This window comes from Microbacterium horticulturae (genome assembly GCF_029094505.1).
GTDB lineage: Bacteria > Actinomycetota > Actinomycetes > Actinomycetales > Microbacteriaceae > Microbacterium > Microbacterium horticulturae.
Genome location: NZ_CP119108.1, coordinates 2,255,914 through 2,280,151 on the forward strand (window position 1 = coordinate 2,255,914; position 24,238 = coordinate 2,280,151).

19 protein-coding genes are annotated in these 24,238 nt (G+C 70.0%); 3 read left to right on the top strand and 16 right to left on the bottom strand.

Going from position 1 to position 24,238, the window contains the following annotated elements:
- Positions 1-57: 57 nt before the first annotated feature.
- The 4 genes from PU630_RS10920 to PU630_RS10935 form a co-directional block, all read right to left on the bottom strand.
- On the bottom strand, positions 58-1,086 hold the full coding sequence (locus tag PU630_RS10920) for an ATP-dependent 6-phosphofructokinase (protein WP_275277097.1): 1,029 nt from the start codon (positions 1,084-1,086) through the stop codon (positions 58-60).
- 99 nt (positions 1,087-1,185) lie between these two features.
- On the bottom strand, positions 1,186-3,336 hold the full coding sequence (locus PU630_RS10925; RefSeq protein WP_275277098.1) for a DEAD/DEAH box helicase: 2,151 nt from the start codon (positions 3,334-3,336) through the stop codon (positions 1,186-1,188).
- Between the two features lie 183 nt (positions 3,337-3,519).
- The gene (locus PU630_RS10930; RefSeq protein WP_275277099.1) at positions 3,520-5,730 is read right to left on the bottom strand and encodes a heavy metal translocating P-type ATPase; all 2,211 of its coding nucleotides are present in this window, start codon (positions 5,728-5,730) and stop codon (positions 3,520-3,522) included.
- Entirely contained in the window at positions 5,727-5,936 is a 210-nt protein-coding gene (locus tag PU630_RS10935) for a heavy-metal-associated domain-containing protein (RefSeq protein ID WP_275277100.1), read from the bottom strand. The genes PU630_RS10930 and PU630_RS10935 overlap by 4 nt, the downstream gene beginning before the upstream one ends.
- Positions 5,937-6,013: 77 nt before the next feature.
- Between PU630_RS10935 and PU630_RS10940 the strand changes: the two genes are divergently transcribed.
- Complete coding sequence (locus tag PU630_RS10940; protein ID WP_275277101.1) at positions 6,014-7,393, top strand: MFS transporter; 1,380 nt, start codon at positions 6,014-6,016, stop codon at positions 7,391-7,393.
- A gap of 30 nt (positions 7,394-7,423) precedes the next feature.
- On the opposite strand, the gene PU630_RS10945 is transcribed toward PU630_RS10940, so the two are convergent.
- The 6 genes from PU630_RS10945 to PU630_RS10970 form a co-directional block, all read right to left on the bottom strand.
- Complete coding sequence (locus PU630_RS10945; protein ID WP_275277102.1) at positions 7,424-8,275, bottom strand: aldehyde dehydrogenase family protein; 852 nt, start codon at positions 8,273-8,275, stop codon at positions 7,424-7,426.
- Complete coding sequence (locus tag PU630_RS10950) at positions 8,272-9,762, bottom strand: aldehyde dehydrogenase family protein (RefSeq protein WP_275277103.1); 1,491 nt, start codon at positions 9,760-9,762, stop codon at positions 8,272-8,274. Before PU630_RS10950 ends, PU630_RS10945 begins: the two co-directional genes overlap by 4 nt.
- Before the next feature lie 14 nt (positions 9,763-9,776).
- Positions 9,777-10,778: a deoxyribose-phosphate aldolase gene (gene deoC / locus PU630_RS10955; RefSeq protein WP_275277104.1), complete on the bottom strand. Its 1,002-nt coding sequence runs from the start codon at positions 10,776-10,778 to the stop codon at positions 9,777-9,779.
- Positions 10,775-11,506 (bottom strand): hypothetical protein, encoded by a 732-nt coding sequence (locus PU630_RS10960; protein WP_275277105.1) that lies wholly within the window; start codon positions 11,504-11,506, stop codon positions 10,775-10,777. The genes deoC and PU630_RS10960 overlap by 4 nt, the downstream gene beginning before the upstream one ends.
- A gap of 71 nt (positions 11,507-11,577) precedes the next feature.
- Positions 11,578-12,537, bottom strand: a complete 960-nt coding sequence (locus PU630_RS10965; protein ID WP_275277106.1) for a bifunctional riboflavin kinase/FAD synthetase — start codon at positions 12,535-12,537, stop codon at positions 11,578-11,580.
- Positions 12,537-12,977 carry a hypothetical protein gene (locus PU630_RS10970; RefSeq protein WP_275277107.1) on the bottom strand — a complete coding sequence of 147 codons (441 nt, stop codon included), beginning with the start codon at positions 12,975-12,977 and terminating at the stop codon, positions 12,537-12,539. Before PU630_RS10970 ends, PU630_RS10965 begins: the two co-directional genes overlap by 1 nt.
- A 168-nt stretch (positions 12,978-13,145) precedes the next feature.
- Here PU630_RS10970 and PU630_RS10975 point away from each other — a divergent pair, with 168 nt between their 5' ends.
- Positions 13,146-14,447 carry an SH3 domain-containing protein gene (locus PU630_RS10975; RefSeq protein ID WP_275277108.1) on the top strand — a complete coding sequence of 434 codons (1,302 nt, stop codon included), beginning with the start codon at positions 13,146-13,148 and terminating at the stop codon, positions 14,445-14,447.
- 3 nt (positions 14,448-14,450) lie between these two features.
- Here the strand turns inward: PU630_RS10975 and PU630_RS10980 are convergent, their stop codons facing one another.
- From PU630_RS10980 to PU630_RS10990, 3 genes are read right to left on the bottom strand one after another with little or no spacing between them, the layout of a single operon-like run.
- Positions 14,451-14,819 (bottom strand): hypothetical protein, encoded by a 369-nt coding sequence (locus PU630_RS10980; protein ID WP_275277109.1) that lies wholly within the window; start codon positions 14,817-14,819, stop codon positions 14,451-14,453.
- The gene (gene truB / locus PU630_RS10985) at positions 14,816-15,718 is read right to left on the bottom strand and encodes a tRNA pseudouridine(55) synthase TruB (RefSeq protein WP_275277110.1); all 903 of its coding nucleotides are present in this window, start codon (positions 15,716-15,718) and stop codon (positions 14,816-14,818) included. The genes PU630_RS10980 and truB overlap by 4 nt, the downstream gene beginning before the upstream one ends.
- Positions 15,718-16,353 (bottom strand): nucleoside/nucleotide kinase family protein, encoded by a 636-nt coding sequence (locus PU630_RS10990; RefSeq protein ID WP_275277111.1) that lies wholly within the window; start codon positions 16,351-16,353, stop codon positions 15,718-15,720. Before PU630_RS10990 ends, truB begins: the two co-directional genes overlap by 1 nt.
- On the opposite strand from PU630_RS10990, the gene PU630_RS10995 reads away from it, so the two are divergent.
- The gene (locus PU630_RS10995) at positions 16,352-17,281 is read left to right on the top strand and encodes an HhH-GPD family protein (RefSeq protein ID WP_428981948.1); all 930 of its coding nucleotides are present in this window, start codon (positions 16,352-16,354) and stop codon (positions 17,279-17,281) included. The genes PU630_RS10990 and PU630_RS10995 overlap by 2 nt on opposite strands.
- Before the next feature lie 48 nt (positions 17,282-17,329).
- On the opposite strand, the gene PU630_RS11000 is transcribed toward PU630_RS10995, so the two are convergent.
- The 3 genes from PU630_RS11000 to infB all read right to left on the bottom strand — a co-directional run bounded on the left by PU630_RS11000 (position 17,330) and on the right by infB (position 24,171).
- Positions 17,330-20,710, bottom strand: coding sequence for a S8 family peptidase (locus PU630_RS11000; RefSeq protein WP_275277113.1), 3,381 nt, complete (start codon positions 20,708-20,710; stop codon positions 17,330-17,332).
- Positions 20,711-20,922: 212 nt separating this feature from the next.
- Positions 20,923-21,357, bottom strand: a complete 435-nt coding sequence (rbfA, locus tag PU630_RS11005) for a 30S ribosome-binding factor RbfA (protein ID WP_275277114.1) — start codon at positions 21,355-21,357, stop codon at positions 20,923-20,925.
- A gap of 48 nt (positions 21,358-21,405) precedes the next feature.
- Positions 21,406-24,171, bottom strand: a complete 2,766-nt coding sequence (infB, locus tag PU630_RS11010) for a translation initiation factor IF-2 (protein WP_275277115.1) — start codon at positions 24,169-24,171, stop codon at positions 21,406-21,408.
- Positions 24,172-24,238: the final 67 nt, after the last annotated feature.

A 24,238-nucleotide genomic window follows, 5' to 3' on the forward strand; every position in this document is an offset into this window, starting at 1 on the left:
CCGGCGCTGACCGACGTTCTGCCGGGCCGTTCCGGCGACTGCGGCGATCGCGCCGCGTCAGCCGAAGAGCGCGGCGGCCTCGTCGTAGCGGTACTGCGGCACGGTGTTGAGCTCGCCGAGGGCTTCGTCGAACGAGACGCGCACGATGTCGGTGCCGCGCATAGCGACCATCTGCCCCCATGCGCCTTCGACGATCGCATCGGCAGCGTGCAGACCCAGTCGGGTGGCCAGCACCCGGTCGAACGCCGACGGCGAGCCGCCGCGCTGGATGTGGCCCAGCACCGTCGCGCGCGTCTCGATGCCGGTGATGCGCTCGATCTCGGGCGCTATCACGTCGCCGATGCCGCCCAGCCGCGGGCGGTTGAAGGCGTCGAGTCCCTTGTCGCTGTACGCCTCGGTCATACCGGTGAGAGTGAAGCCCTCGGAGACGACGACCAGCGGCGCGCGGCCGCGGTCGTGGGCCTTGGACACCAGGTCGCAGATCTCGTCGATCGACATCGGCACCTCAGGGATGCAGATCGCGTGTGCGCCGGCGGCCATGCCCGCGTGCAGGGCGATCCAGCCGACGTGGCGCCCCATGACCTCGGCCACCATGCAGCGCTGGTGCGAGTCGCCGGTCGTGCGCAGCCGGTCCATGGCCTCGGTCGCGATGTTCACGGCCGTGTCGAAGCCGAACGAGTAATCGGTCGCACGCAGGTCGTTGTCGATCGTCTTGGGCACGCCCAGCACGTTGATGCCGTCGTTCGCCAGACGGTTGGCCGCCGCCAGCGTCCCCTCGCCGCCGATGGCGATGATGCCGTCGATGCGATGGCCGTACAGCGTCTTGGCGATGTTCTCGGCGCCGCCCCGCGGACCGTCGTAGGGGTTGGTCCGACTGGTGCCCAGGATCGTGCCCCCGACCTTCGACAGGCCCTTCACATCGTGTCGCGTCAGTGGGAAGAAGTCTGCGTCGACGACGCCGCGCCATCCATCGCGGATGCCCACGAACTCCATGTCGTACGCGGTCGTGCCCTTGAGCACCACACCGCGGATGACCGCGTTCAGTCCGGGGCAGTCGCCGCCACTGGTCAGGATGCCGATCTTCATGCGCAGGTCCTTGCTTTGAGGGGGAGGGATGCCGGCAACGTCGCCATCCACGACACTACTGCCGCCGGCCGCGCCCTGCCACACGGCGGGCAGGGCGCCTCAGTGGCCGCCCAGAGCCTGCCGGGTCAGGTGCATGAGCGCCGACAGCTGCACCGAGTCGCTCGAGCCCGGCTCGACGACCTCGCCGTCCAGCGCGCGGGCCGCCAGGCCCTGCTTGGAGTCGATCAGTTCGGCGATCTTGGTGTCGATCGTGTGCGCGGCGATGATCCGCCACGCGGTGACCGGCTCGTCCTGGCCGATGCGGTGGACGCGGTCGATGGCCTGCGTCTGCTCGGCGGCGGTCCAGCTGAGCTCGGCGAGCACGACGTTGGATGCTGCCTGCATGTTCAGCCCGACTCCGGCGGCGGTCAACGAGCAGACGGCGAAGCCGACATCGGGGTCGTTGTTGAACGCGTCGATGGCCTCCTGGCGCGCGGGCGTGGACTGCTCGCCGCGCACCGAGACGTATCTGACGCCGGATGCCGCGAAGTGGGCCTCTGCGGCATCCATCACGTCGATGTGCTTGGCGAAGAAGACCACCTTGCCCACCGAGCGGTGCAGCTGCACGGCGTAGTCGGCCGCGAGCTGGGCCTTGGCCTGGCCGATGCGCCGCACCATCGTGAACACGTTCTCGCTGCCCGTGCCTGCGGCCTTCGACTCGTCGAGCTCGTTCTGTGCGACCAGACGCACGATGTCGTCGTCGATCTCGCCGGGGGCCAGTCCCCGGTCGCCGCGCGCCTCGATGATCCGGCGGTAGCGGGCGGCCAGGCGTTCGCCGAGCTCCTGCTCGGCCTGACGGATGGAACGCCCGAACTCGTCATCCAGCTCGACCGGCAGGTCGGCGATGAGCTTGTCGGGCAGGTCGGCGGCGACATCCTTCTTCTTGCGCCGCACGATGCCCATCGAGATCACCGCGTCGCGGGCCTCGGGGTAGAACGCCTTGTCGGCGGGCGTGAGCCCGGTGGCGTCGAGCTTCTCCATGAGCTCGGTGCCCGGCTTGGCACCGTTCGTCCATCCCAGGAAGCGCCAGATGGCGTCGAAGTCCTCGACGTCGTTGATCAGCGGCGTTCCGGTCAGCGCGAGCAGCAGCGGGTCGCTGATCTGCTCGCGGATGCTCGCGGCCAGCGCCAGCACGTTCTGCGATCGCTGCGAGGTCAGGTTCTTGATGAAGTGCGCCTCGTCGACGACCAGGCCCTTCAATCCGAGCGTGCTCAGCCAGGAGAGGTGCCGGTCGAGGATCTCATAGTTGATGATGAAGACGTCGGCGAAGGCGTCGACGTCTTCGCCGTCACCGGAGATGACCGTGGCGCGCCGCTGGGGCGTCCACCGTTCGACCTCACGCGCCCAGTTCATCTTGACGACGTTGGGAACGACGGCCAGCAGCGGGTAGGCATCGGCGACGGATGCCGCGAGCACCGATTCGGCGGTCTTGCCCAGGCCCGGCTCGTCGGCCAGCAGGAAGGTGCGATGACCGTCGCGCACGGCCTCGAGGAACCGCGACTGGTGCGGCATGATCTCGCGTCCGCGCGGCGAGAGCCGGTCGAACTCGGGAACCTCGGGCAGCTCCATTGTGGCCGCTCCCCCGCCGGCGCCCGACTCGAACGCCTTGTACAGGGGCCCCATGAGCTCCCAGCTGTCGAGGCGCCGGCGCGGCGTCGCGTTCGGCGCGTGCAGGAGCAGGTCGGGGGCCAGGAACGGGTGCGACTCACGGCGCGCCTCGATCTGCGGCGGCACCACCTGGCGCTCGGCGAGTGCGGCGGGCACGACGGGCGCCGCGGCGACGACCGGAGCGACATCGGTGATGATGAGCTCGTCGGGCGCGAGCTCCGCGCCCGACTCGAGCAGCCAGTCGCGGCGCATGCGCTTGGCGACCGGCGACGTCGCCTGGTCGACCTCGAGCAATTGGATGAGCGAGGTGTCGCGCGCCGCCGTCTTGGCGAGGATCGTCGCGACGCCGTCAAGGCGCTTGAGCAGCTCGGCGCGCGATGCGTCGGCGAGCTCGGTGTCGCTCTTGACCCGGGCACGCTCTTCGCGCACCAGGAAGGCGATGACCTGGAACTTCACCCGGTTCGTGGGGCCGAGCTTGCCGCGTTGGGCTTTGGCTTCGACCTCGCGGACCTTGCGGGCGAGGATGGGGATGATGGGTGCCTCGTCGTCGCGACGTGCGGACGACGAGCGGCGGCGCGTCTGCGCGGGTGCCGTGGTCGGCATGCTCCTCCTGAGCGTGAGTGACCGGCTGCTGCGGTGTCGCCGGAGACCGGTGGTTCGTGCGGGCTCCGCGACGGGAAGGCGAAGCCTGCGGAGCTGGGGCGGCGGCGAACATCACGCTTCTGCGCGTGCCGCTCCCCCGCTGGGTATTCTACGGCATCCGCGCGGAGATTTCGCGCACCGACGTCACGGCGCGCGGCGCAGCCGCAGGCTGTTGAGCACCACGAACACGCTGGAGAACGCCATCGCGGCACCCGAGATCATCGGATTGAGGAGCCCGAACGCGGCCAGCGGGATCGCTGCCACGTTGTACGCGAACGCCCAGAAGAGGTTGCCGCGGATGACGCCCATCGTGCGTCGGCTGAGCCGAACGGCGTCGACCGCAGCGCCCAGGTCGCTGCGCACGAGCGTGATGTCACTCGCATGCATGGCCGCGTCGGTGCCGCCGCCCATCGCGATGCCCAGATCGGCTGTGGCCAGCGCTGCGGCATCGTTCACCCCGTCGCCCACCATCGCGACGCGGTGCCCTTCCTGCTGCAGCCGGGCGATCTCGGCGACCTTCTGCTCGGGCACGACGCCGGCTATGACGTCGTCGATGCCGACCTCGGCGCCCACGGCCGCGGCCACGGTGGCGTTGTCGCCGGTGAGCAGCACGGCGCGCAGCCCGAGCGTGCGCAGGCGCGCTATCGCGTCGGCGCTCGTGGGCCGCACGGTGTCAGCCACGGTGAGCACGGCTCGCACCCGCGGCCGCTCTCCCGGCTCGGCCCACCCCGCCACCACGGCGGTACCGCGCTGCTCGGCGCGGGTCACCGCGTCGGCGAGCTCGTCCGGCACCGTCGCGCCCTGCGCAGCCGCGAACGACGGGCGCCCGGCGAACACCTGCCTGCCGTCGACGTCCCCGGTCACGCCGTGTCCGGCGTGGCTGCGGAAGGCATCCACCGCGGGGACGGCATCGGCCGCGTCCACGATCGCACGCGCCACCGGGTGCTCGGACCCGGCCTCGACCGCGGCGATGAGCGCCAGCGCCGCGTCACGGCGGCTGTGGGATGCCACGGCCACGTCGACGAGCGTCATCCGGCCGCTGGTGACCGTGCCGGTCTTGTCGAGCACGACCGTGTCGATCTTCTCGGTCTGCTCGAGCGATTCCGGGCCGGTGATGAGGATGCCCAGCTGCGCGCCGCGCCCGGTACCGACGAGGACCGCGATCGGGGTCGCCAGGCCCAGGGCGCACGGGCACGCGATGATCAGCACGGCGACCGCCGCCGTGAAGCCGGCGGCCACCGGCTGCCCGGCGACGAGCCACGCCAGCAGGGTCAGAACGGCCAGCGCGATCACGACGGGAACGAACACCGCCGAGATGCGGTCGGCAAGCCGCTGCACCCGGCTCTTGCCGGTCTGGGCGTCTTCGACCAGACGCGCCATCTTCGCCAGACGCGTGTCGTCGCCGACCGAGGTCGCCTCGATCAGCAGGCGCCCGTCGGCGACGATGGTGCCGCCGGTGGCGGCATCCCCCTCCGTCACATCCACCGGGACGGATTCACCGGTGAGCATGCTCTGATCGATGGATGCCGCGCCCTTTCGCACCACACCGTCTGTCGCGACCGTCTCGCCCGGGCGCGTGACGAACACGTCGCCGGTGCGCAGTCGCTCGATCGGCACACGGGCGCCGTCGGCGAGCTCGACGTCCTTGGCGCCGAGGGCGAGCAGCGCGTGCAGAGCACTGCCCGCGCGCCGCTTCGAGCGCTGCTCGATGAAGCGCCCCAGCAACAGGAAGACCGTGACCGCCGACGCTACCTCGAAGTAGACCATGGAGCTCGCGGGCGTGCCGTCGGGCAGCAGTGAGAAGCCGTGGCGCATGCCGATCATGCCGGCCGTGCCGAACACGAGCGCCCACACGCTCCACAGGTAGGCGGCACCGGTGCCCAGGGTGATCAGGGTGTCCATCGTCATGGCGCCGTGCCGCAGGTTCGCGAACGTCGCGCGGTGGAACGGCCAACCGCCCCACAGCACGATCGGCGTGGCCAGCACGAGCGATACCCACTGCCAGCCGGGGAACTGCCAGGCCGGCACCATCCCGAGCACGACCACCGGCAGCGCCAGGATCGCGCTGCCGATCAGGCGCGTGCGCAGCGTCGTCGCGCCGGGTGCATCTTCGACGTCGTGGTGGTGTCCGGAGTGGTTGTCGGGCACACGGAGGCGCGCGTCGTAGCCCGCCTGCCGGACGGCCTCGACGAGCCGCTGCTCATCGACACCCTCGGGGAAGCTGACCTTCGCCGACTCGGTGGCGAGGTTCACCGCTGCGCTTACGCCCTCGACCGACCGCAGCCGCTTCTCGACGCGGGCGACACAGCTCGCGCACGTCATTCCTTCGATGTCGAGGGTCGCTTCGCGGGTCATGACGCCTGCGCGGCGAGCGCATAGCCCGCCTCTTCGACCGCCGCGGCGACAGCCGCCTCAGCCGCGTCGCCGCTGACAGCGAGCGTCCGTGCCTGCAGATCGACGACCGCTTCGTCCACGCCCGGCAGAGCCGAGACCTCGCGGGTCACCGCCTGCACGCAGTGGTTGCAGGTCATGCCTTCGACGCGATACGTGGTGGTGCTCATGGTTCCTCCGATTCAGCGGGTGTCGATACCCTCAACCATATACCCCCTGGGGGTATTTCGGGTCTAGGGTGTGGATCGTGGAAGACGAGAAGGTGGATGCCACGGATCGCCGGCAGCGACGGGTGCTGCTGATCGCGATCCTGGCGTCGTTCGTCTCCTTTCTCGACGGCACGGTCGTCAACGTCGCGCTGCCGGCCATTCAGCGCGAGCTCGGCGGGGGCCTGGTCACCCAGCAGTGGGTGGTCGATGCGTATCTCATCACGCTGGGCTCGCTCATCCTCGTCGCGGGATCGCTGAGCGACGTCTTCGGTCGGATCGTCGTGCTGCGGGCGGGGCTCATCGGTTTCGGCGTCGCCTCGCTCGCCATCGCTGCCGCACCCGATCCTCTCTTCCTGGTGATCGCGCGAGGCGTGCAGGGCATCGCCGGCGCACTGCTGGTCCCCAGCTCGCTGGCCCTGATCACCTCGACGTTCCGCGGGCCCGCGCAGTCACGCGCGATCGGCACCTGGACCGGCGCGACCACGGCCGCCATGCTCGTGGGGCCGGTGCTCGGCGGCGTCTTCGTCGATCTCGTGTCGTGGCGACTGGTGTTCCTCATCAACGTGCTGCCGATCGCCGTCACGCTGTGGCTGCTGGCGACCCTGCATCAGCGCGACGCACGCGAGCCCGGTGCGACCGTGGACTGGACGGGTGCCGCGCTGTGCACCGCGGGGCTGGCGGGCACCGTGTTCGCCCTCATCGAGCAGGAGCGGCTGGGCTGGTCGTCGCCCGCGATCTGGATCCCGCTGACCTGCGGCCTCGTGTGCCTTGCCGGCTTCATCGTGCGGCAGCGATTCGCCCGCGCGCCGATGATGCCGCTCAGCCTGTTCCGGGTGCGAAACTTCTGGGCGGGCAACCTGGCCACGTGGTTCGTCTACGGCGCGCTGGGCTTGAACGGGCTCGCGCTGGGCGTGTACCTGCAGCAGGGCGCCGGGTTGCCCGCGACCCTGGCAGGGCTTGCGAGCCTGCCCTCGACGGTCATCATGATCCTGTTCAGCGCGAAGGTGGGCACCTGGGCCGGCAAGAGCGGCCCCCGGTTGTTCATGACGATCGGGCCGCTGGTGATGGCGGTCGGTGTCGCGCTGCTGCTGACCGTGCGCGACGACTTCGACTACTGGACCCAGGTGCTGCCCTCGGTCATCCTGTTCGGAATCGGGCTGACGCTGACGGTGGCGCCGCTGACCGCGGCCGTCCTCGGGGCCATCGACCCGGCGCGTTCGGGCATCGCCTCGGCGGTCAACAACGCCGTCGCGCGTGTCGCGGGCTTGATCATGGTGGCGCTTCTGGGCGTCATAGCGGGCGGCGCGCTCGACCTCGCGGGCTTTCACCGCACCGTCGTCTTCACCGCCGCGCTGCTGGCCGTCGGGGGTGCGATCTCCTTCGCCGGCATCCGCAATCTGCCGCCGCATGACGACTGACGCTCCCGGAGCATCACGCGGCGCGCGCGGTCAGAGAACGCTCTTGGGATGCCAGACCGTCTTCACCTCGGTGAAGGCGGCGATGCGCTGCGGCGAGGGCACCGGTTCGGCCGGCACAAGCACGCGCTTGAGCGTCTCGGCCGCCCGCATCTGCAGGTCGACCCAGTCGATATCTCCCGCGCCGGCCAGATCGAGGGCGTTGACGTCGGCGTGGTCGGCCAGATGCGGCGCAAGCTCAGCAGCCGATCCGGTCAGCACGTTGACGACACCGCCGGGCACATCGCTGGTGGCGAGAACCTCGGCGAGGCTGATGGCCGACAGCGGATACCGCTCACTGGCGACGACCACAACGGTGTTACCGGCCACCAGAGCGGGCGCAACGGTGGCCGTGAGTCCGAGCAGCGCGCTGTTCTGCGGCGCGATGATCGCGACGACACCGGTCGGCTCGGGTGCGGAGATGTTGAAGTACGCGCCTGCGACGGGGTTCAGCCCCCCGGCGACCTGCGCGTACTTGTCGCACCAGCCGGCGTACCAGACCCAGAGGTCGGTCGCGGCATCCACCTGTGCTCCGGCCACCGCCGCCGTCACGCCTTCTTGCGCCACGATCTCGTCGACGAACTGCGCGCGGCGCCCCTCGAGCAGCTCAGCGACCCGATAGAGCACCTGCCCGCGGTTGTACGCGGTGGCCCCTGCCCAGCCCGACACGGCCGAGCGGCTCGCCCGCACGGCGTCGCGGGCGTCTTTGCGCGAGGCCAGAGCCGCATTCGCGAGGAAGTCGCCCTTCGCGGAGCGCACCTCGTAGGTGCGGCCCGATTCGCTGCGCGGGAACTTTCCGCCGATCGCGAGCTTGTAGGTCTTGGGGACGGTGAGTCGGGCGCTCATCGGGCCACCTCCTTGCGGGTCGGCGTCGCGGCGACGGCTCTCGGCGCCGTGCCGGCGGGCTTCAGATACGCAGACAGCCCGTGCCGGCCGCCCTCGCGGCCGTAGCCCGATTCCTTGTAGCCGCCGAACGGCGAGGCCGGGTCGAACCGGTTGAAGGTGTTGGCCCACACCACGCCTGCACGCAGCTTGTCGGCCACGGCGAGGATGCGCGAGCCCTTGTCGCTCCAGATGCCCGCCGACAGTCCGTACGGGGTGTTGTTCGCCTTCGCGATCGCCTCGGCGGGCGTGCGGAAGGTGAGCACCGAGAGCACCGGCCCGAAGACCTCTTCGCGGGCGATGCGATGGGATGCCTCGACACCCGTGAACACCGTGGGGGCGAACCAGAACCCCTTGTCGGGGATGACGCAGTCGGCCGTCCAGCGCTCGGCGCCTTCGGCCTCGCCGACGTCGCTGAGCGTGCGGATGCGTTGCAGCTGCTCGGCGGAGTTTATCGCCCCGATGTCGGTGTTCTTGTCGAGCGGGTCGCCCAGCCGCAGCGTCGACAGGCGGTTCTTCAGCCGGTCGATGACCTCGTCGTGGATCGACTCCTGCACGAGCAGCCGGCTGCCCGCACAGCAGACATGCCCCTGGTTGAAGAAGATGCCGTTCACGATCCCCTCGATCGCCTGGTCGATCGGCGCGTCGTCGAAGACGATGTTCGCGGCCTTGCCGCCGAGCTCGAGCGTCAGCGATGTGCCGGTGCCGGCGAGGGTGCGTGCGATCTCGCGCCCGACCCCGGTCGAGCCGGTGAAGGCGATCTTGTCGACGTCGGGATGCCGTACCAGGGCCGCCCCGGTGGAACCGGCGCCGGTGACGATGTTGACCACGCCCGGCGGCAGTTCTGCCTGCTGCAGGATCTCGGCGAAGATCAGCGCCGACAGCGGGGTGGTCTCGGCGGGCTTGAGGACCACGGTGTTGCCGCTGGCCAGCGCCGGCGCGATCTTCCACGCGAGCATGAGCAGCGGGAAGTTCCACGGGATGATCTGACCGGCGACCCCCAGGGAGTGCGGGTCGGCCCCGAGGCCGGCATAGTCGAGCTTGTCGGCCCACCCCCCGTAATAGAAGAACCAGGCCGCCACCAGCGGCACGTCCACGTCGCGGCTCTCCTTGATCGGCTTGCCGTTGTCGAGACTCTCGGCGACCGCGAGCTCGCGGGCCCGCTCCTGCACGAGCCGGGCGATGCGGAACAGGTACTTGCCGCGGTCACGGCCGCTCATCTTGGCCCAGACCTTGGTGTGCGCACGACGCGCAGCGGCCACGGCCGCGTCGACGTCGGCGTCCGACGCGCTCGCTATCTCGGCGATGCGCGACTCGTCAGCAGGTGAGATCGTCGTGAACGAGTCGCCGGTGCCGTCGACGAACTCGCCGTCGATGAACAGCCCGTACGCGTCTTTCAGGTGCAGGATGCCGCGCGATTCAGGCGCGGGTGCGTAGTCGAGGAATCCCATCTCTCACTCCCCCGTCAGTCGACGGTCACGTAGTCGGGGCCGGAATACCGGCCGGTCGTCATCTTCTGGCGCTGCAGCAGCACGTCGTTGAGCAGACTGGATGCGCCGAACCGGAACAGGTGCGGCGCCAGCCACTCCTCGCCGACCGTCTCGGCGACGGTGACGAGGTATCTCACCGCATCCTTCGACGTGCGGATGCCGCCGGCGGGCTTCACGCCGATGCGCTCACCGGTGAGCCGGTGCCAGTCGCGCACCACCTCGAGCATCAGCAGCGTCACCGGCAGAGTCGCCGCGGGTTGCACCTTGCCGGTGGACGTCTTGATGAAGTCGCCTCCGGCGAGGATGGCCAGCCACGACGCCCGTTTGACGTTGTCGTAGGTGTTGAGCTCACCGGTCTCGAGAATCACCTTCAACGCCGCCGAGGTGCCGTCGTCGCGACGGCATGCCTGCTTGACCTGCACTATCTGGTCGAACACCGTGGCGTAGTCGCCGGCGAGGAATGCACCCCGGTCGATCACCATGTCGATCTCGTCGGCCCCGGCTTCGACGGCGTCGCGGGTGTCGGCGAGCTTGACCGCCAGTGACGCCCGGCCGCTGGGGAACGCCGTCGCCACCGCTGCCACGCTGATACCGCCCTCGTCGGGGTCGCCGTGCCGGTCGCCGAGGGCGGCGACCGCGTGCGGCACCATGTCGCCGTACACGCACACCGCCGCCACCGACGGGCAGGAGGGATCGCCGGCGTCGGGATGCTGCGCCTTCGCGACGAGCGAGCGCACCTTGCCCGGCGTGTCGGCGCCTTCCAGCGTGGTCAGGTCGATGAGCCCGACGATGCGGTCCAGCGCCCACTTCTTCGACGTGGTCTTGATCGAGCGGGTGCTCAGAGCGGCGGCGCGCTGCTCGAGGCCGACGGCGTCCACGCCCGGCAGGCCGTGCAGAAAACGCCGCAGGGTGACGTCGTCGGGGGCGTCGCCGAGGATGTCGACCGCCGTCCGGCGGCTCAGTTCGCGTGTGGTCATCGGTCCTCCGGTGATGAGGGAGTGGTGGATGCCGCCAGCAGCTCGGCCACGAGCGCATCGGGGGTGATCCCCCGACGATGCGCTTCGGACTCGAGCCGGGATGCGGCGGCGTGAGAAAGGGAACCCGGGCGGGCGTCGGGCAGCAGCAACGACAGCACCGGAACGACGATCGCGCCGAGCGCCACCAGGATCGAGATGATGCCGAGGGCCCGGGAGAAGACGTCCGAGCTCCAGATGTCGCCGTTCCAGAAGGCGAACACGAACATCACCGTGGCGACCGCGAGCAGCACCAGGGTCAGGATGAGTCCGATCCGCACCGCCGCGCGATGTCGATCGGCCAGCAGCAGAAGCAGACTCGCCAGCGCGAACGCTGCCGCCAGCACAGAAGCGGTCCCGACGATCCGGCTGACGGTATCCCAGGCATCGGGCAGAGAATCCTGGAACCACACGGTCCACACGACGAAGATGCCGGCGATCACCGAGACCGCGACGCCCAGAACCCCGAATGCCTGCAACGGCCGCCCGAGCAGGGTGGCGCAGCACAGCACGGCCAGACTGAACGCGCCGACGACCGAGGTCGTGGTCAGGATGCGCGAGCCGGTCTCGCCGAGCTCGCCGCCGAGCAGCACGATGATGCCGCCGATGGCCGCCAGCGTGAAGGCGACGATGACGACCACCACGACGATGCGGCGCAAGCGCGACACCGGGGCGGGTGTGATCGTGGTCATGGGTCCTCCCGGTGAGCGCAGCGCGTCGGTCACGATCACCGTACACAGATCGCGCGTGGTTGTGCGCGGTTTCAGCGGAGCAGTTCCCGCACGCGCCGCACATCCTCGGCCATCTGCGCCGTGAGCGCCTCGATGCCGTCGAAGGCGATCATGCCCCGCACCCGGTGGGTGAACTCGATCTCGACGTGGTGACCGTACAGATCGAGGTCGGTCTCGTCGAGCACATACGCCTCCACGACGCGCACCGGCACGTCGTCGAAGGTCGGGTTGGTGCCGACGCTGATGGCGGCGGGGTACCGGATGCCGCGGCGCAGACCGTCACGGGGAGCCTCGTCGACGAGCCAGCCGGCGTACACGCCGTCGGCGGGCACGTACCCCTCCATCTGCGCAGACAGATTCGCCGTCGGAAAGCCGAGCTCGCGGCCGCGCTTGAGTCCGTGCACGACCTCGCCCCACACCGCGTGCGACCGCCCCAGCAGGCGGGTGGCCGTCTCGACGTCGCCGGCGCTCAGCGCCTCACGGATCCAGGTGGACGACACCCGCCGTTCCGAGGTGATGGCCCGCACGTCGTCGATGATGTGGACGCGATAGCCGTGCTGCGCCGCCCGTTGCTCGAGCAGCTCCGGACTGCCGGCGCCGCCGCGGCCGAAGCGGAAGTCGCGCCCGACCATCACCGTCTGCACGCCCAGCGCCCGCACGAGCACGCTCTCGATGAACTCTTCGGCCGGCTGCGACGCCATCTCGGCGTCGAACCTCAGCACCAGCACGGCATCGATGCCGGTCTCATTCAGCAGCTGCAGCTTCTGATGCAGGCCCGTGACGTCGTCGGGGCAGATCTCCGGGCGCAGCGTCGCCAGCGGATTGCGGTCGAAGGTGACGGCGACCACCTGTGCGTCGCCGGCCGCGGCATCCACCTTCGCCCGCTCCAGGATCGCGCGGTGCCCGGCGTGCACACCGTCGAACTTGCCGATCGCCACCACCGACGGGCCGAAGCCCGCCGGCACCTCGGCCGGATCGCGGAAGATGCGCATCAGCTCGCCACCGCCGGTTCTGCGGTGGATGCCGCGACCGGCCGGTGCGCGAAGAGCCACCACAGTCCCAGGAACGGCAGCACGAGCGGGATGAAGACGTAACCCATCCCGTAGAACGACCAGACGGTCGCCTCGGGGAAGAGATCGGGGCGCACCACGCTCAGGGTGCCGATGGAGAGCACGCCGACCAGTTCGAAGCCGATCGCGACCCACGCGATGCGATACCACACGCGTGACGCCGAGAAGATGAGCGCGAGCGTCGCGAGGATGTACACGAGGGCCGACAGACCCGAGAGGGTGAAGGCGAGCGGCGCGTGGTGGAAGCGCTCGATGATCTGCACGACCGAGCGGCCGGTGGCGCCGAGCGCGAGGATCGCATAGACGACGACGAGAACGCGACCGATACCGGTCATGCGGCGGGGGCGGGAGGGCGAAGACATGACCATTCGATCCTACGTCCACCAAGCGACAGGACCGTTTCGGTGCGCCTCGACAACATGAGCCACATACACCTCATTCATCTCGCCAATAGACAGACACCCCGGAAGATGACAATATTCCAATGCGACACGTCGTCGCTCCGTATCCGTCTCATCGAAGTGTCGCCCATGCTCCCCTCTCGTTCCGTCCTCGCTGCCGTGACCACGGCCGTCGCCCTCGTCATCTCGCTCGCCGGTCCCGTCACTGCCGCGTCCGCGGCGCCGCACGCCGTCTCCGCGGCGGAGGCGGCGCCGCCGCAGGCCACCGTCTTCCGGACCCCGTTGAAAGCGGAGTCCTACACCGTGTCGTCGTTCTACGGGGGGCGTTGCATGCCTCTGCCAGGAGCCTCGACCTTTCACCTGGGCGTCGATCTCGCGGCGCCGGAGGGGCGTCCGATCTACGCGGTGGCCGCCGGCGTGGTCGTCGCCACCGTCGACGGCACCTCGTCGCGGGCCGGGTATGTGAAGCTGCGCCACCGCATCGGCACCGTCACGTACACCTCGATCTACTACCACATCTGGAAGTCGACGACACGCGTGAAGGTAGGCCAGCTCGTCTCGGCGGGCCAGCGCATCAGCGAGGTCGGTGCCAGCGGCGGAGTGACCGGCAGCCACCTGCATCTGGAGATCTGGAAGGGCGAGCCGGGCTCGGCGGTCTCACTCGATCCGGTGCCGTTCATGAAGGCGCACGGCGTCGACCTCTACGGCGGCGCGACGGCCATCTACGCCTCGAAGCCGCCGGCGACGTGCACCTACTACACGACGACGGCCGTGAACTTCCGCACCGGCCCCTCCACGGCGTACTCGTCGATCCGCACCCTGCCCATCGGCACATCCGTCGTCCACGTTCCGGGCCAGTCGACCGCAGGATTCCTGCCGGTCAAGGCCGGCTCGACCAGCGGCTGGATCTCATCGTCGTACCTGTCGCCGAACAAGCCGGTCGTCCCGAAGCCCACCCCCGAGCCCGCGGGGTCGGCCGGCGGCACGGCGAAACCCGCGACGAGCTACAAGACCACCGCCGCGCTCAATCTGCGCGCGTCGGCCTCGCTCAGCGGCAAGGTCGTCCTCGTCATCCCCCGTGGCGCGAGCGTCGGCGCGGTGAAGGCGAACAAGGGCACCTGGCGCAAGATCACCTACAAGAAGAAGACCGGCTGGGTCTCGTCGGCCTATCTGACCACGGCGTCGAGCACGGCGAAGCCGGCGGCAAAGCCGGCGACCACCCCGGCGACGCCCGTGAAGAAGGCGACGACCTACAAGACGACTGCCGCCCTCAACCTGCGTAAGGCCGCATCGATGAGCGGCACGCGCGTCCTCGTCATCCCCCGCGGAGCGAACGTGGGTGCGGTGAAGGCGACACAGGGCGTCTGGCGCAAGGTCGCCTACAAGGGCAAGACGGGCTGGGTGCACTCGGCCTACCTCGCCAAGCGCTGAGCCTCACGCTCCCTGCACGGTCCAGATCACGTGCATGCGCCAGACCATCACGGCGACGGCCAGGCCCGCGATGCCCATGATCACCGTGCTCCAGCGGCTGCGCTCGAGCAGCGCCCAGAGCACACCGGCCGGCGGCAGCAGCGCCGCCGAGACGAGGTACACCCAGAACTCGAGCAGGCTGCCGGTCGGCGGATTGCCCGCCAAGGGCGCTGCGATCGCCATGACGATCTGGGCGACCAGCAGCAGCTCGAGCAGTGCCAGCGCACCGACCGTGACGTCACCCGGGCGGCGTCCGGACAGTCCCAGCACGACACCGACCACGCCGGCGCCGACCGCGACGACGAGGGTGACGATGGTGAACCACAGGATCATGGATGCGGCTCCTCGGGCATGTTCATGATGCTCTTGACCTCGGCACCACGACGCTCGATGACGCCGATGAGAGCGCCGTCGGGCGCGATGGCGGCGGCACGGGGGCCGCTGAAGGCACCGCCGAGGTCTGCCACCCGCTTGCCCTGGCGCAGCGCGCGGGCCTGATCGGGATCGGCGAGCGCTTCAGGAAGCACCCGGAGCGCGGCCTGTGCGGGCGCCATCAGCCCTTCGGCGCCGATCGCGTCGACGGCGACGGCATCCTCCACGGCGAACTCGCCGATACGCGTACGCCGCAGCGACGTGAGATGCGCGCCCACCCCGAGCGCCGCGCCGAGGTCGCGGGCGATAGCGCGGACATAGGTGCCGCTCGAGCACGCGACGGCGACGTCGAGGTCGAGGCATCCCTCGTCAGCCGGGCGGGCGGCACGCAGCAGGAAGGACGAAACGGTGACCTCGCGGGCGGCGAGGTCGACCTCGACTCCCTCGCGGACGAGATCGTAGGCGCGACGGCCGTTCACCTTGATCGCCGAGACGCGACTGGGCACCTGCGAGATGCGTCCGGTCAGCTGCGCCATCGCCGCATCGAGCTGCTCGCGCGAGAGGGCGGCGACGGCGGATGCCTCCGCGCGGCCGGTCACCTCGCCGTCGGCATCGTCGGAGTCGGTCGAGACGCCGAGCCGGATCGTGGCGCTGTAGTCCTTGTCGAGGCCCACGATATAGGTGAGCAAGCGCGTAGCGGGCCCGACGCCGAGGATCAGCAGCCCGGTGGCCATCGGGTCGAGCGTGCCGGCGTGGCCGATCTTGCGCGTGTCCAGAGCCCGCCGGGCGCGGGCGACGACGTCGTGGCTCGTGATCCCGCCCGGCTTGTCGACGAGCAGGATGCCGTTCGGACCGCCCATCAGCACGAATCCCGGAAGACCTGCACGGGATGCTGGGGGTCCGTGATGTCCACGAGCGCCGAGGCCCGCTGCACCGGCTCTTCACGCAGGTAGGAGAGCTCGACACGCGTGTGGGGCGCGTCCATCGAGCGCCCCGGACGCATCGCCAGCACCCGGTCGGCGATCTCGAGCCAGACGGAGAAGTGCCAGATGCCGCGCAGCGACGGCGTGTTCAGGAACGGCCCGTCGACGAGCAGGACGGCATCGTCGCCGGCGGTCACCCACCGCGCCTCGGTGGACTGATCACGCTGCTCGTCCCATGCCTGCAGCTGGAAGCCCGTCGCCGCCGAGGTGTGCGCGCCATTGCGGAACGGGTCGACGAGCACTCGACGGAACGTCTCTTCGTCGACCCAGGCGGGTTCGCGCTCGATGGTGCGACGCCGCCCGCGCGGAATGAGGAAGCCGTCGGCCGAGGCGCGGAAGACGTCCGAGCCGTCCTCGGCGATCACCGCGGCGAAGGCATCGGCGAACCCCACCGTCGGTGTGGACGGCAGGGCGTCCACGGCCACGATCAGCCGCCCGCCCGCGTGATGCTGACGCAACTGGTCGCGCAGACCGCGCAGCAGCGTGTTCGCAGGGGTGATCGGCAACCGCATGCCCTCAGCCTATTCGCTCGGCGGGTATCCTCGCGGAGTGCCCCACCGCTCCCCCGACCTCGCCACGCCGCTGGTCGCCTGGTACCGCGCGAACGCCCGCGATCTCCCCTGGCGCCGCGACGCGTTCCACGAGCAGTACGGCGGGTGGGGCGTGCTGGTGAGCGAGTTCATGCTGCAGCAGACGCCGACGACCCGCGTCATCCCGCACCTGGACGCCTGGCTCGCCCGGTGGCCCACCCCGTCCGCCCTCGCTGCCGAGCCTCCTGCCGAGGCGGTGCACCGGTGGGCCAACCTCGGCTATCCGCGACGGGCGCTGTGGCTGCACCGTGCGGCCGTGCAGATCCGGGACCGTCACGACGGCATAGTGCCGGCCGATGTCGACGCCCTGCTCGCCCTCGCGGGCATCGGCGACTACACCGCACGGGCGGTCGCGGTGTTCGCCTATGGACAGCGGCACCCCGTCGTCGACACGAACACGCGGCGGGTGCTCGCGCGGGCGATCGAGGCCCGGTCACAGCCGGGCGCACCCTCGCGGCGCGACCTCGACCGGTTCGCCGGAGTGCTGCCGGCCGATGACGATGAGGCCGCGATCATGAACGCGGCGACGATGGAGCTCGGCGCCGTCGTGTGCACCGCGCGCACGCCGCGATGCGAGGTGTGCCCCATCGCGCATGTGTGCGCGTGGCGCGCAGCCGGATACCCCGACACCGGCGACGCGCGCCGCAAACAGGCGCGCTACGAGGGCAGCGACCGGCAGGCACGCGGCGCCGTGCTGAAGGCGCTGCGGGATGCCGCGGGCACCGCGGTGCCGATCCACGACGTGCTCACCGGCTGGCCCGATCCGCTGCAACGAGATCGCGCCATCGACTCGCTCATCGCGGACGGACTCATCGAGGCATCCCACGGCGTTCTGCGCCTGCCACGGTGAGGGCGGCCCGGCGCACGCGCCGGACCGCCCTCCTCGTCTTCCTGGGGATCAGCCCTTGAGCTTGACCACCTCGGCGCGGTGCCCAGAGGCGCCGTGCAGGTGGGTCACCAGGGCCTGCGCCGTGGTCTTGTCACCGTGCCCGTGTCCATTCCCGTGCCCGTGTCCCTTGCCCTTGCTGTTCTTCGCCGTCGACCCGGACGAGGCGCCGGCCAGCGTGTACGGGATCGTGGTGCCGCCCTCATCGAGGTACAACGGCGCGTCCACGGCGATGGCCGGGTTCACGACGTCGTACGAGATCGGACCGACATCGTCGATGTCGCCGTTCGCGTTGCCCGTGTAGTAGCTGTTCGTTCCCACCGTGTACGTGATCGGGAACGCGGTCGCATCGTCGGTCACACCGATCTTGGCCGGCCAGACCGGGATCGACAGCACGTTCGTGTCGAACACGTTGGTGTTGACGTCGCCGAACTGGAAGTTCACCGGCTCGAGGTCGATGACCTTTCCTGTGTTCAGGTCCACGAGGTTGGCCAGAAGAACGTCCGTGGCGTCGAGGTTCTGCACGTACACCTCGTAGTCCGGCTTGCCGTCGCCCGTGGTGTCGATGTCGACGTACGGGATCGTCGAGTTGCCGACGGTCGCCCAGTCCGCGTAGGTGGAGATCGTGAACCACAGCCATCCGTCGGCGTAGCCGTCACCCGAGGCCGACGATCCGGCGCCCACGTACTGCAGGTCACCGGCCCGCGCGGTCTCGTTCACCGTGCAGTTCTCGGTCTGTGTGCCGCGGCACACCGGCAGGCGGGAGCTCGTGGCGCCGAGCGTGGCCACCGAGACGAGCGAGTCGTAGGCTGTCGCACCGTCACCCTGGCTCACGCCCTCGCCGCGGATCTGCAGCGCTCGCGTGTCGCCTCGGTTGTTGTCGACGGCCTTCGTCTGAGACACCGGCTTGGCGGCGCCGTAGACCGGCAGGCGCAACGCGTTCGCCGACGAGCCGCGCACGTCGACCATGAGGCGACCGGACGCGTCGGCGACGAACTGCCGGGCCACACCGGACTGGTCGACGGCCATCGTGGGATCGATCGTGTTGCGCAGCTGGGCGGTACGGACCGTCATGGTGACGCGTACCCGCTCGCTGTGACCGGCCCGCACCGTCACGCGGTGGGGCGACACGGTGTAGCTGACGCCCGGCTGCGACACGGCGGCCGCGTACGAGAGGTCGGCGCTGACACTGCGACGTCCGGTGTTCTGCACCGTGACCGTGATCGTCTTGCGCACCGTCGACCGCGTCGCGGGTGCCTCGACGACACCGAACGAGGCCGAGACGCCGCCCTTCGTGTCCTTCGAGTACACGAGCAGCGTGTTGTCGACGGCCGCCCGGGCGTCGATGCGACCGGCACCGACCCGCGCAGGCCCGTACACGTCACCGGTCTGACCGGGCTCGGTGTAGACATCGTGCCCGGCGGTGTTCATGATGTCGGCCTTGAGCTGCTCGACCGTCCACCGCGGGTGCGCCTTCTTCACCAGCGCCGCGATGCCGGCCGTGTGAGGCGTTGCCATCGACGTGCCCGACATGTTGATGGCGCCGTCACCGGTGCCGATGCCCGCAGACATGATCGTGTCGCCGGGGGCGGCGACATCGGGCTTGACGACGCCCAGGCTGCCGTGCGTGCCGCGCGACGAGAACGAGCTGATCAGATCGTTGATCGATGGGTCGACATCGGCCTGAGTCAGCGCGAGGCTGCCGTCGAAGGTGACCCGCAGCTGCCCGCTTTCCAGCGCCGCCGCCAGTTTCTCGGTCGAGCCCTTGGTGAGCTGGAAGACCGGGATGCCGGCGTCGCCGGTGATGCCGGCGGTGAACGGGTTCACATCACCCGTGAACACCGCACCGATGGCACCCGCGTTCTTCACGTTCACCGCGCGTGCGGCCGAGCCGCATCGACGGGCGGCGTCGTTCGAGTCCCACGTCAGCCACGCGACCTTGCCGTTGACGGTCGCTGCGTCCGCGTCCGACAGCGGTTCGCACCCGTCGGCGTCGGCGCTCGAAAGCGCGACGACGTCGCCGCTGACCGGCGCGCTGCTCCAGTCGTAGGCGATCGAGTTCTGACCGGTGACGATGCCGGCCACATCGGCCGGGGCATCCACGCGCAGCCCGTCCATCTGCTGGTAGGCGTCGACGGTGCTCGCCACCGCGAGAGCGCCGACCGCGTTGCCGGGCGCACCACCGGTGTCGGTGAGGTCGCCGTTGTTGCCCATCGCGATGACGGGCAGCACACCCTGCGCGGCGAGGGCGTCGACGACGTCGTTCTCGGGATCGTCGACCGTGGCGTAGTCGGCACCGAGCGAGAGGTTGACGATGTCGGCCTTGACCATCGACCCGTCACCCTTCAGATCCAGTGCGCGGTCGAGCGCGGGGATGACGACATCCGTCGAGCCGGTGCAGCCGAACACCTTGAGCGGGTAGACGGTCGCCTCCGGCGCCGTGCCCGGCAGGACCTTCATCTTCGCGACGTCGTCGGCGCTCAGAGAGTCGTAGTCGCCGGTGTACGTGGACCCGTCGGCGTTCTCGCCGTACCCGGCCGTGATGCCCGCGACGTGCGTGCCGTGGGCGGCGCAGCCGATCGGGTCGGGGTCGGGGTGGGCGACCGGCTGGTAGTCCTCGGCGTCGGGGTCGGCGTTGTAGTCGTCGCCCGAGAAGTCGTATCCGCCGCCGACCTTGACCTTCGCGGCCGCCGTCAGGGTGTCATACCAGTCGGCGTTCGCATTGTCGGCGTGTGCGGCATCCCACGCCGCCGTGGTGCCCTCGCCACCGAAGTCGGCGTGCGTGTAGTCCAGACCGGTGTCGATGATCGCCACCGTGACGCCCTCGCCGGTGTTCCCGGTCTTCTGCCACGTCGCGATCGTGTTCGTCAGATCGGTGGCGTTCGCGTTGAGGGCGTGCTTGGGCACGAGCGGGGTGACTTTGACCACATCGGCGCGGTCGGCGATCTCCTTGATCGCGCTGACGTCTGCGGTGATCGCCACGCCGGGAAGCGCGTTGCCGACCTGCCAGAGCTCCTTCGCTTTGCGGTCTTTCGCCCGGGCGTCCTTGACGACGGCGTCGGACTTCTTCCGGGCCTCCGCCTTGGCAGCCTTCGCGTCGGCCTTCTGCGCGCTCGCGCTCTTGCCGGCGCTCTTGGCGTCATCGGCGGCCGCGGCCGCGCCCTGACCGCTCAGCTGCACGAACACCGACTGGCGTCCGGTCATGCGGTCCAGGCCCCCGGCGAGCTTCGACGCGGAGAGGACCCCGTGGGATGCCGTGGGGACGGCGTCTGGGTTCTGGTCATCCGACGCGGTGGCCGCACTGGCGCCCGCGGGCCACATCATCGCGCACGCGACGGCGGCAGCAGAGAGGGCGGCCAGCGACCGCCCTCTGGATCGGAACGTACTGGTCATGTAACGACACTCCTTCGTGCCAACAGCCCGGTCGCGCGACGGTGTGGTTCACCGCCGGCGACGCCCACCCGAACGGGGGACTTCCGGACACGGACGCGCATCACGCTATCGGTCGACGACGGCGCGCCGCCATACCGAATCGCCGTGGCGTCCGGACACGCCCGAAGATGAGCGAGTTGTAATCTTCGGGATTCCGGCCCCGGGTGCCGGGGTCAGTCGGTTTCGTCGAGCTCGCGCGGCTTCACGTACGGATCGGCTTCGCCGGCGTACGCGGCGCCGGCGGCGAGCCCGGCCACGTGCTGGTCGCGCTCATGCGCCTCGCGCAGCAGATCTTCGATGTGGCCGGCGTTCTCGGGGATCGCGTCGGGAATGAACTCGAGAGTCGGCGTGAGACGGATCTGCAGCTGCCGCCCGACCTCGCTGCGCAGCATCCCGGTCGCCGCCTTCAAGGCGTCCGCCGTGTCCGTGCGCTCCTTCTCGTCGCCGAGCACGGTGTAGAACACCGAGGCGTGCTGCAGATCGCCGGTCACCTTGACGTCGGTGATCGTCACGAAGCCGAGGCGCGGGTCCCGCAGCCCCTTCTCCAGACGCTGGGCGATGAGAACGCGGATGCGGTCGGCCAGGCGTGCCTGTCGTTCCGAAGTCATGATTCCTCCTGTGCGTGGGGGACGCCCGCAGGCGTCCCCCACGTCGCGCTAGGCGCGGGGCTTCTCCACCATCTCGGTGGTCTCGATCTCGTCGCCGACCTGGATGTCGTTGAACTTGCCGAGGCCGATACCGGCCTCGTAGTCCGTGCGCACCTCGGTGACGTCGTCCTTGAAGCGACGCAGCGACTCGATGGCCAGACCGTCCGCGACGACGACGCCGTCGCGGATGACGCGGGCCTTCGCGTTGCGGGTGATCGTGCCCGAACGGACGATCACACCGGCGATGTTGCCGAACTTCGAGGAGCGGAACACCTCGCGGATCTCGGCGACACCGGACTGGACCTCTTCGTACTCGGGCTTGAGCATGCCCTTCAGCGAGTTCTCGATGTCTTCCAGCGCGGAGTAGATCACCGAGTAGAACCGGATGTCGACACCTTCGCGCTGTGCGCGCTCGCGTGCCTTCTGGTCCGGCCGCACGTTGAACCCGACGATGATCGCGTTGTCAATCGTGGCCAGGTCGACGTCCGACTCGGTGACGGCGCCCACACCGCGGTGCAGGATGCGCAGCTGGACCGAGTCGTCGACCTCGATCTTCATGAGCGACTCCTCCAGCGCCTCGACGGCACCGGACACGTCGCCCTTGATGATGAGGTTGAGCGACTCGACCTTGCCCTCCTCGAGCGCCTTCGTGAAGTCCTCGAGCGAGATGCGCTTGCGGGCCTTGGCCAGCTGGGCGTTGCGCTCGGCGGCTTCGCGCTTCTCAGCGATCTGACGCGCCGTGCGGTCTTCCTCGGTCACGATGAACGTGTCGCCGGCGCGCGGCACCGAGTTCAGACCCTGTACCTGCACGGGACGGGAGGGAGCGGCCTCTTCGACAGCGTCGCCGTTCTCATCGAGCATCGCCCGCACGCGCCCGAAGGCGGTGCCGGCGACGATGGCGTCACCGACGCGCAGTGTGCCGGACTGGATCAGCACGGTGGCCACCGAACCGCGGCCCTTGTCGAGCTTCGCTTCGATCGCGACACCACGAGCCGCCTTGTTCGGGTTGGCCCGCAGGTCCAGGCCCGCGTCGGCCGTCAGCAGCACGGCGTCGAGCAGTTCCTGGATGCCGATGTTCTCGCGCGCCGAGACGTCGACGAACATGACGTCCCCGCCGTACTCCTCTGCAACCAGACCGTACTCGGTGAGCTGCTGGCGCACCTTGGCCGGGTTCGCGTCGGGCTTGTCGATCTTGTTGACCGCGACCACGATCGGCACGTTCGCCGCCTGGGCGTGGTTGAGCGCCTCGACCGTCTGCGGCATGATGCCGTCGTCGGCCGCGACCACGAGGATCGCGATGTCGGTCACCTGCGCACCGCGGGCGCGCATGGCGGTGAACGCCTCGTGACCCGGGGTGTCGATGAAGGTGATCGCGCGCTCGATCTGGTCGTGCTCGGTCCAGATCTGGTACGCACCGATGTGCTGGGTGATCCCACCGGCCTCGCCGGCCACGACGTTCGTCTGTCGGATGGCATCCAGCAGACGGGTCTTGCCGTGGTCGACGTGGCCCATGACGGTGACCACCGGCGGACGGATCTCCAGATCGGAGTCGTCTTCGTCGGCCAGTTCCTGCTCGAGGTCGAGACCGAAGCCCTCGAGGAGCTCTTTGTCTTCGTCCTCGGGCGAGACCATCTGGATCTTGTAGCCGAGCTCTTCGCCGAGCACCTCGAACGTCGCTTCGTCAAGCGACTCGGTCGCGGTCGCCATCTCACCGAGGTTGAAGAGGATCGTCACCAGCGTGCCCGGCTGCACGGTGTACCCGCGCAGTGCCTCGAGCTTGTCGGCGAAGTCCGAGATCGACGCGCCGCGACGCAGCCGGATGATCTCGCCATTGCCCTTCTGGACGTTGACGCCGCCGACGACCGGCGCCGACCGCATCTCGAACTCTTGCCGCTTCGCGCGCCTCGACTTGCGCTGCTTCGACTTGCCGCCGCCCTTGCCGAACGCACCGGCTGTACCGCCGCCACGGCCGCGGCCGCCACCACCGGGACGGCCGGCGAACCCGCCGCCCGGACGACTCGGGAAGCCGCCGCCGGTTCCTGCGCCCGCGCCGGGACGACCCGGACGCTGCTGGAACGGCGCGCCGCCGCCACCGGGACGACCCGGACGACCGCCGCCACCGCCCGGACGACCGGGACGCGGAGCACCCGGACGGGGCGAACCCGGACGCGGCGGCTGTGGCCGCGGCGCCTGCGGGCGCGGGATGTTGCCGGGGTTGGGGCGCTGCCCCATGCCTTGCGAAGGGGCGAACGGGTTGTTGCCCGGACGCGGACCCGCCGGACGCTGGCCCATGCCCTGGGAGGACGAGAACGGGTTGTTGCCGGGGCGGGGGCCGCCCTGACGCGGGCCCGGGGTGGGCGCGCCGGGCTTGGGCGCGGAGGACTTCTCGTCGGCCGGAGCCGGGGCCGCGGGGGCTGCCTGCGCCGAAGGCGCGGCCTCTGCGGGCTTCGGGGCCTCGGCCGCAGCGGGCTGCGCCGCGGGCGCTGCCGGCGCCGGGGTCTTCGCTGCGGGCTTGGCGGCCTGCGGCTTGGGCGCCGCGGGCGCTGCCGGGCCGGGACCGCCGGCCGCCCGCGGCTTGCCGCCGTCGGCGGCGCCGTCACCGGACGTCTTCACGCCCTCGGCCGCGAGGGCGTTGCGGAGCTTACGGGCCACCGGGGGCTCGATGGTCGACGACGGGCTCTTGACGAACTCGCCGAGCTCCTTGAGCTTCGCGAGGGCGACCTTGCTGTCGACGCCGAGCTCGGAAGCTATCTCGTGCACGCGTGGTTTTGCCACAATTCTCCTGTCTGAGGTCTCCCCCGGACAGGGCAGACCGTTAGTCGCGGACGGGTCTCATTTCGAG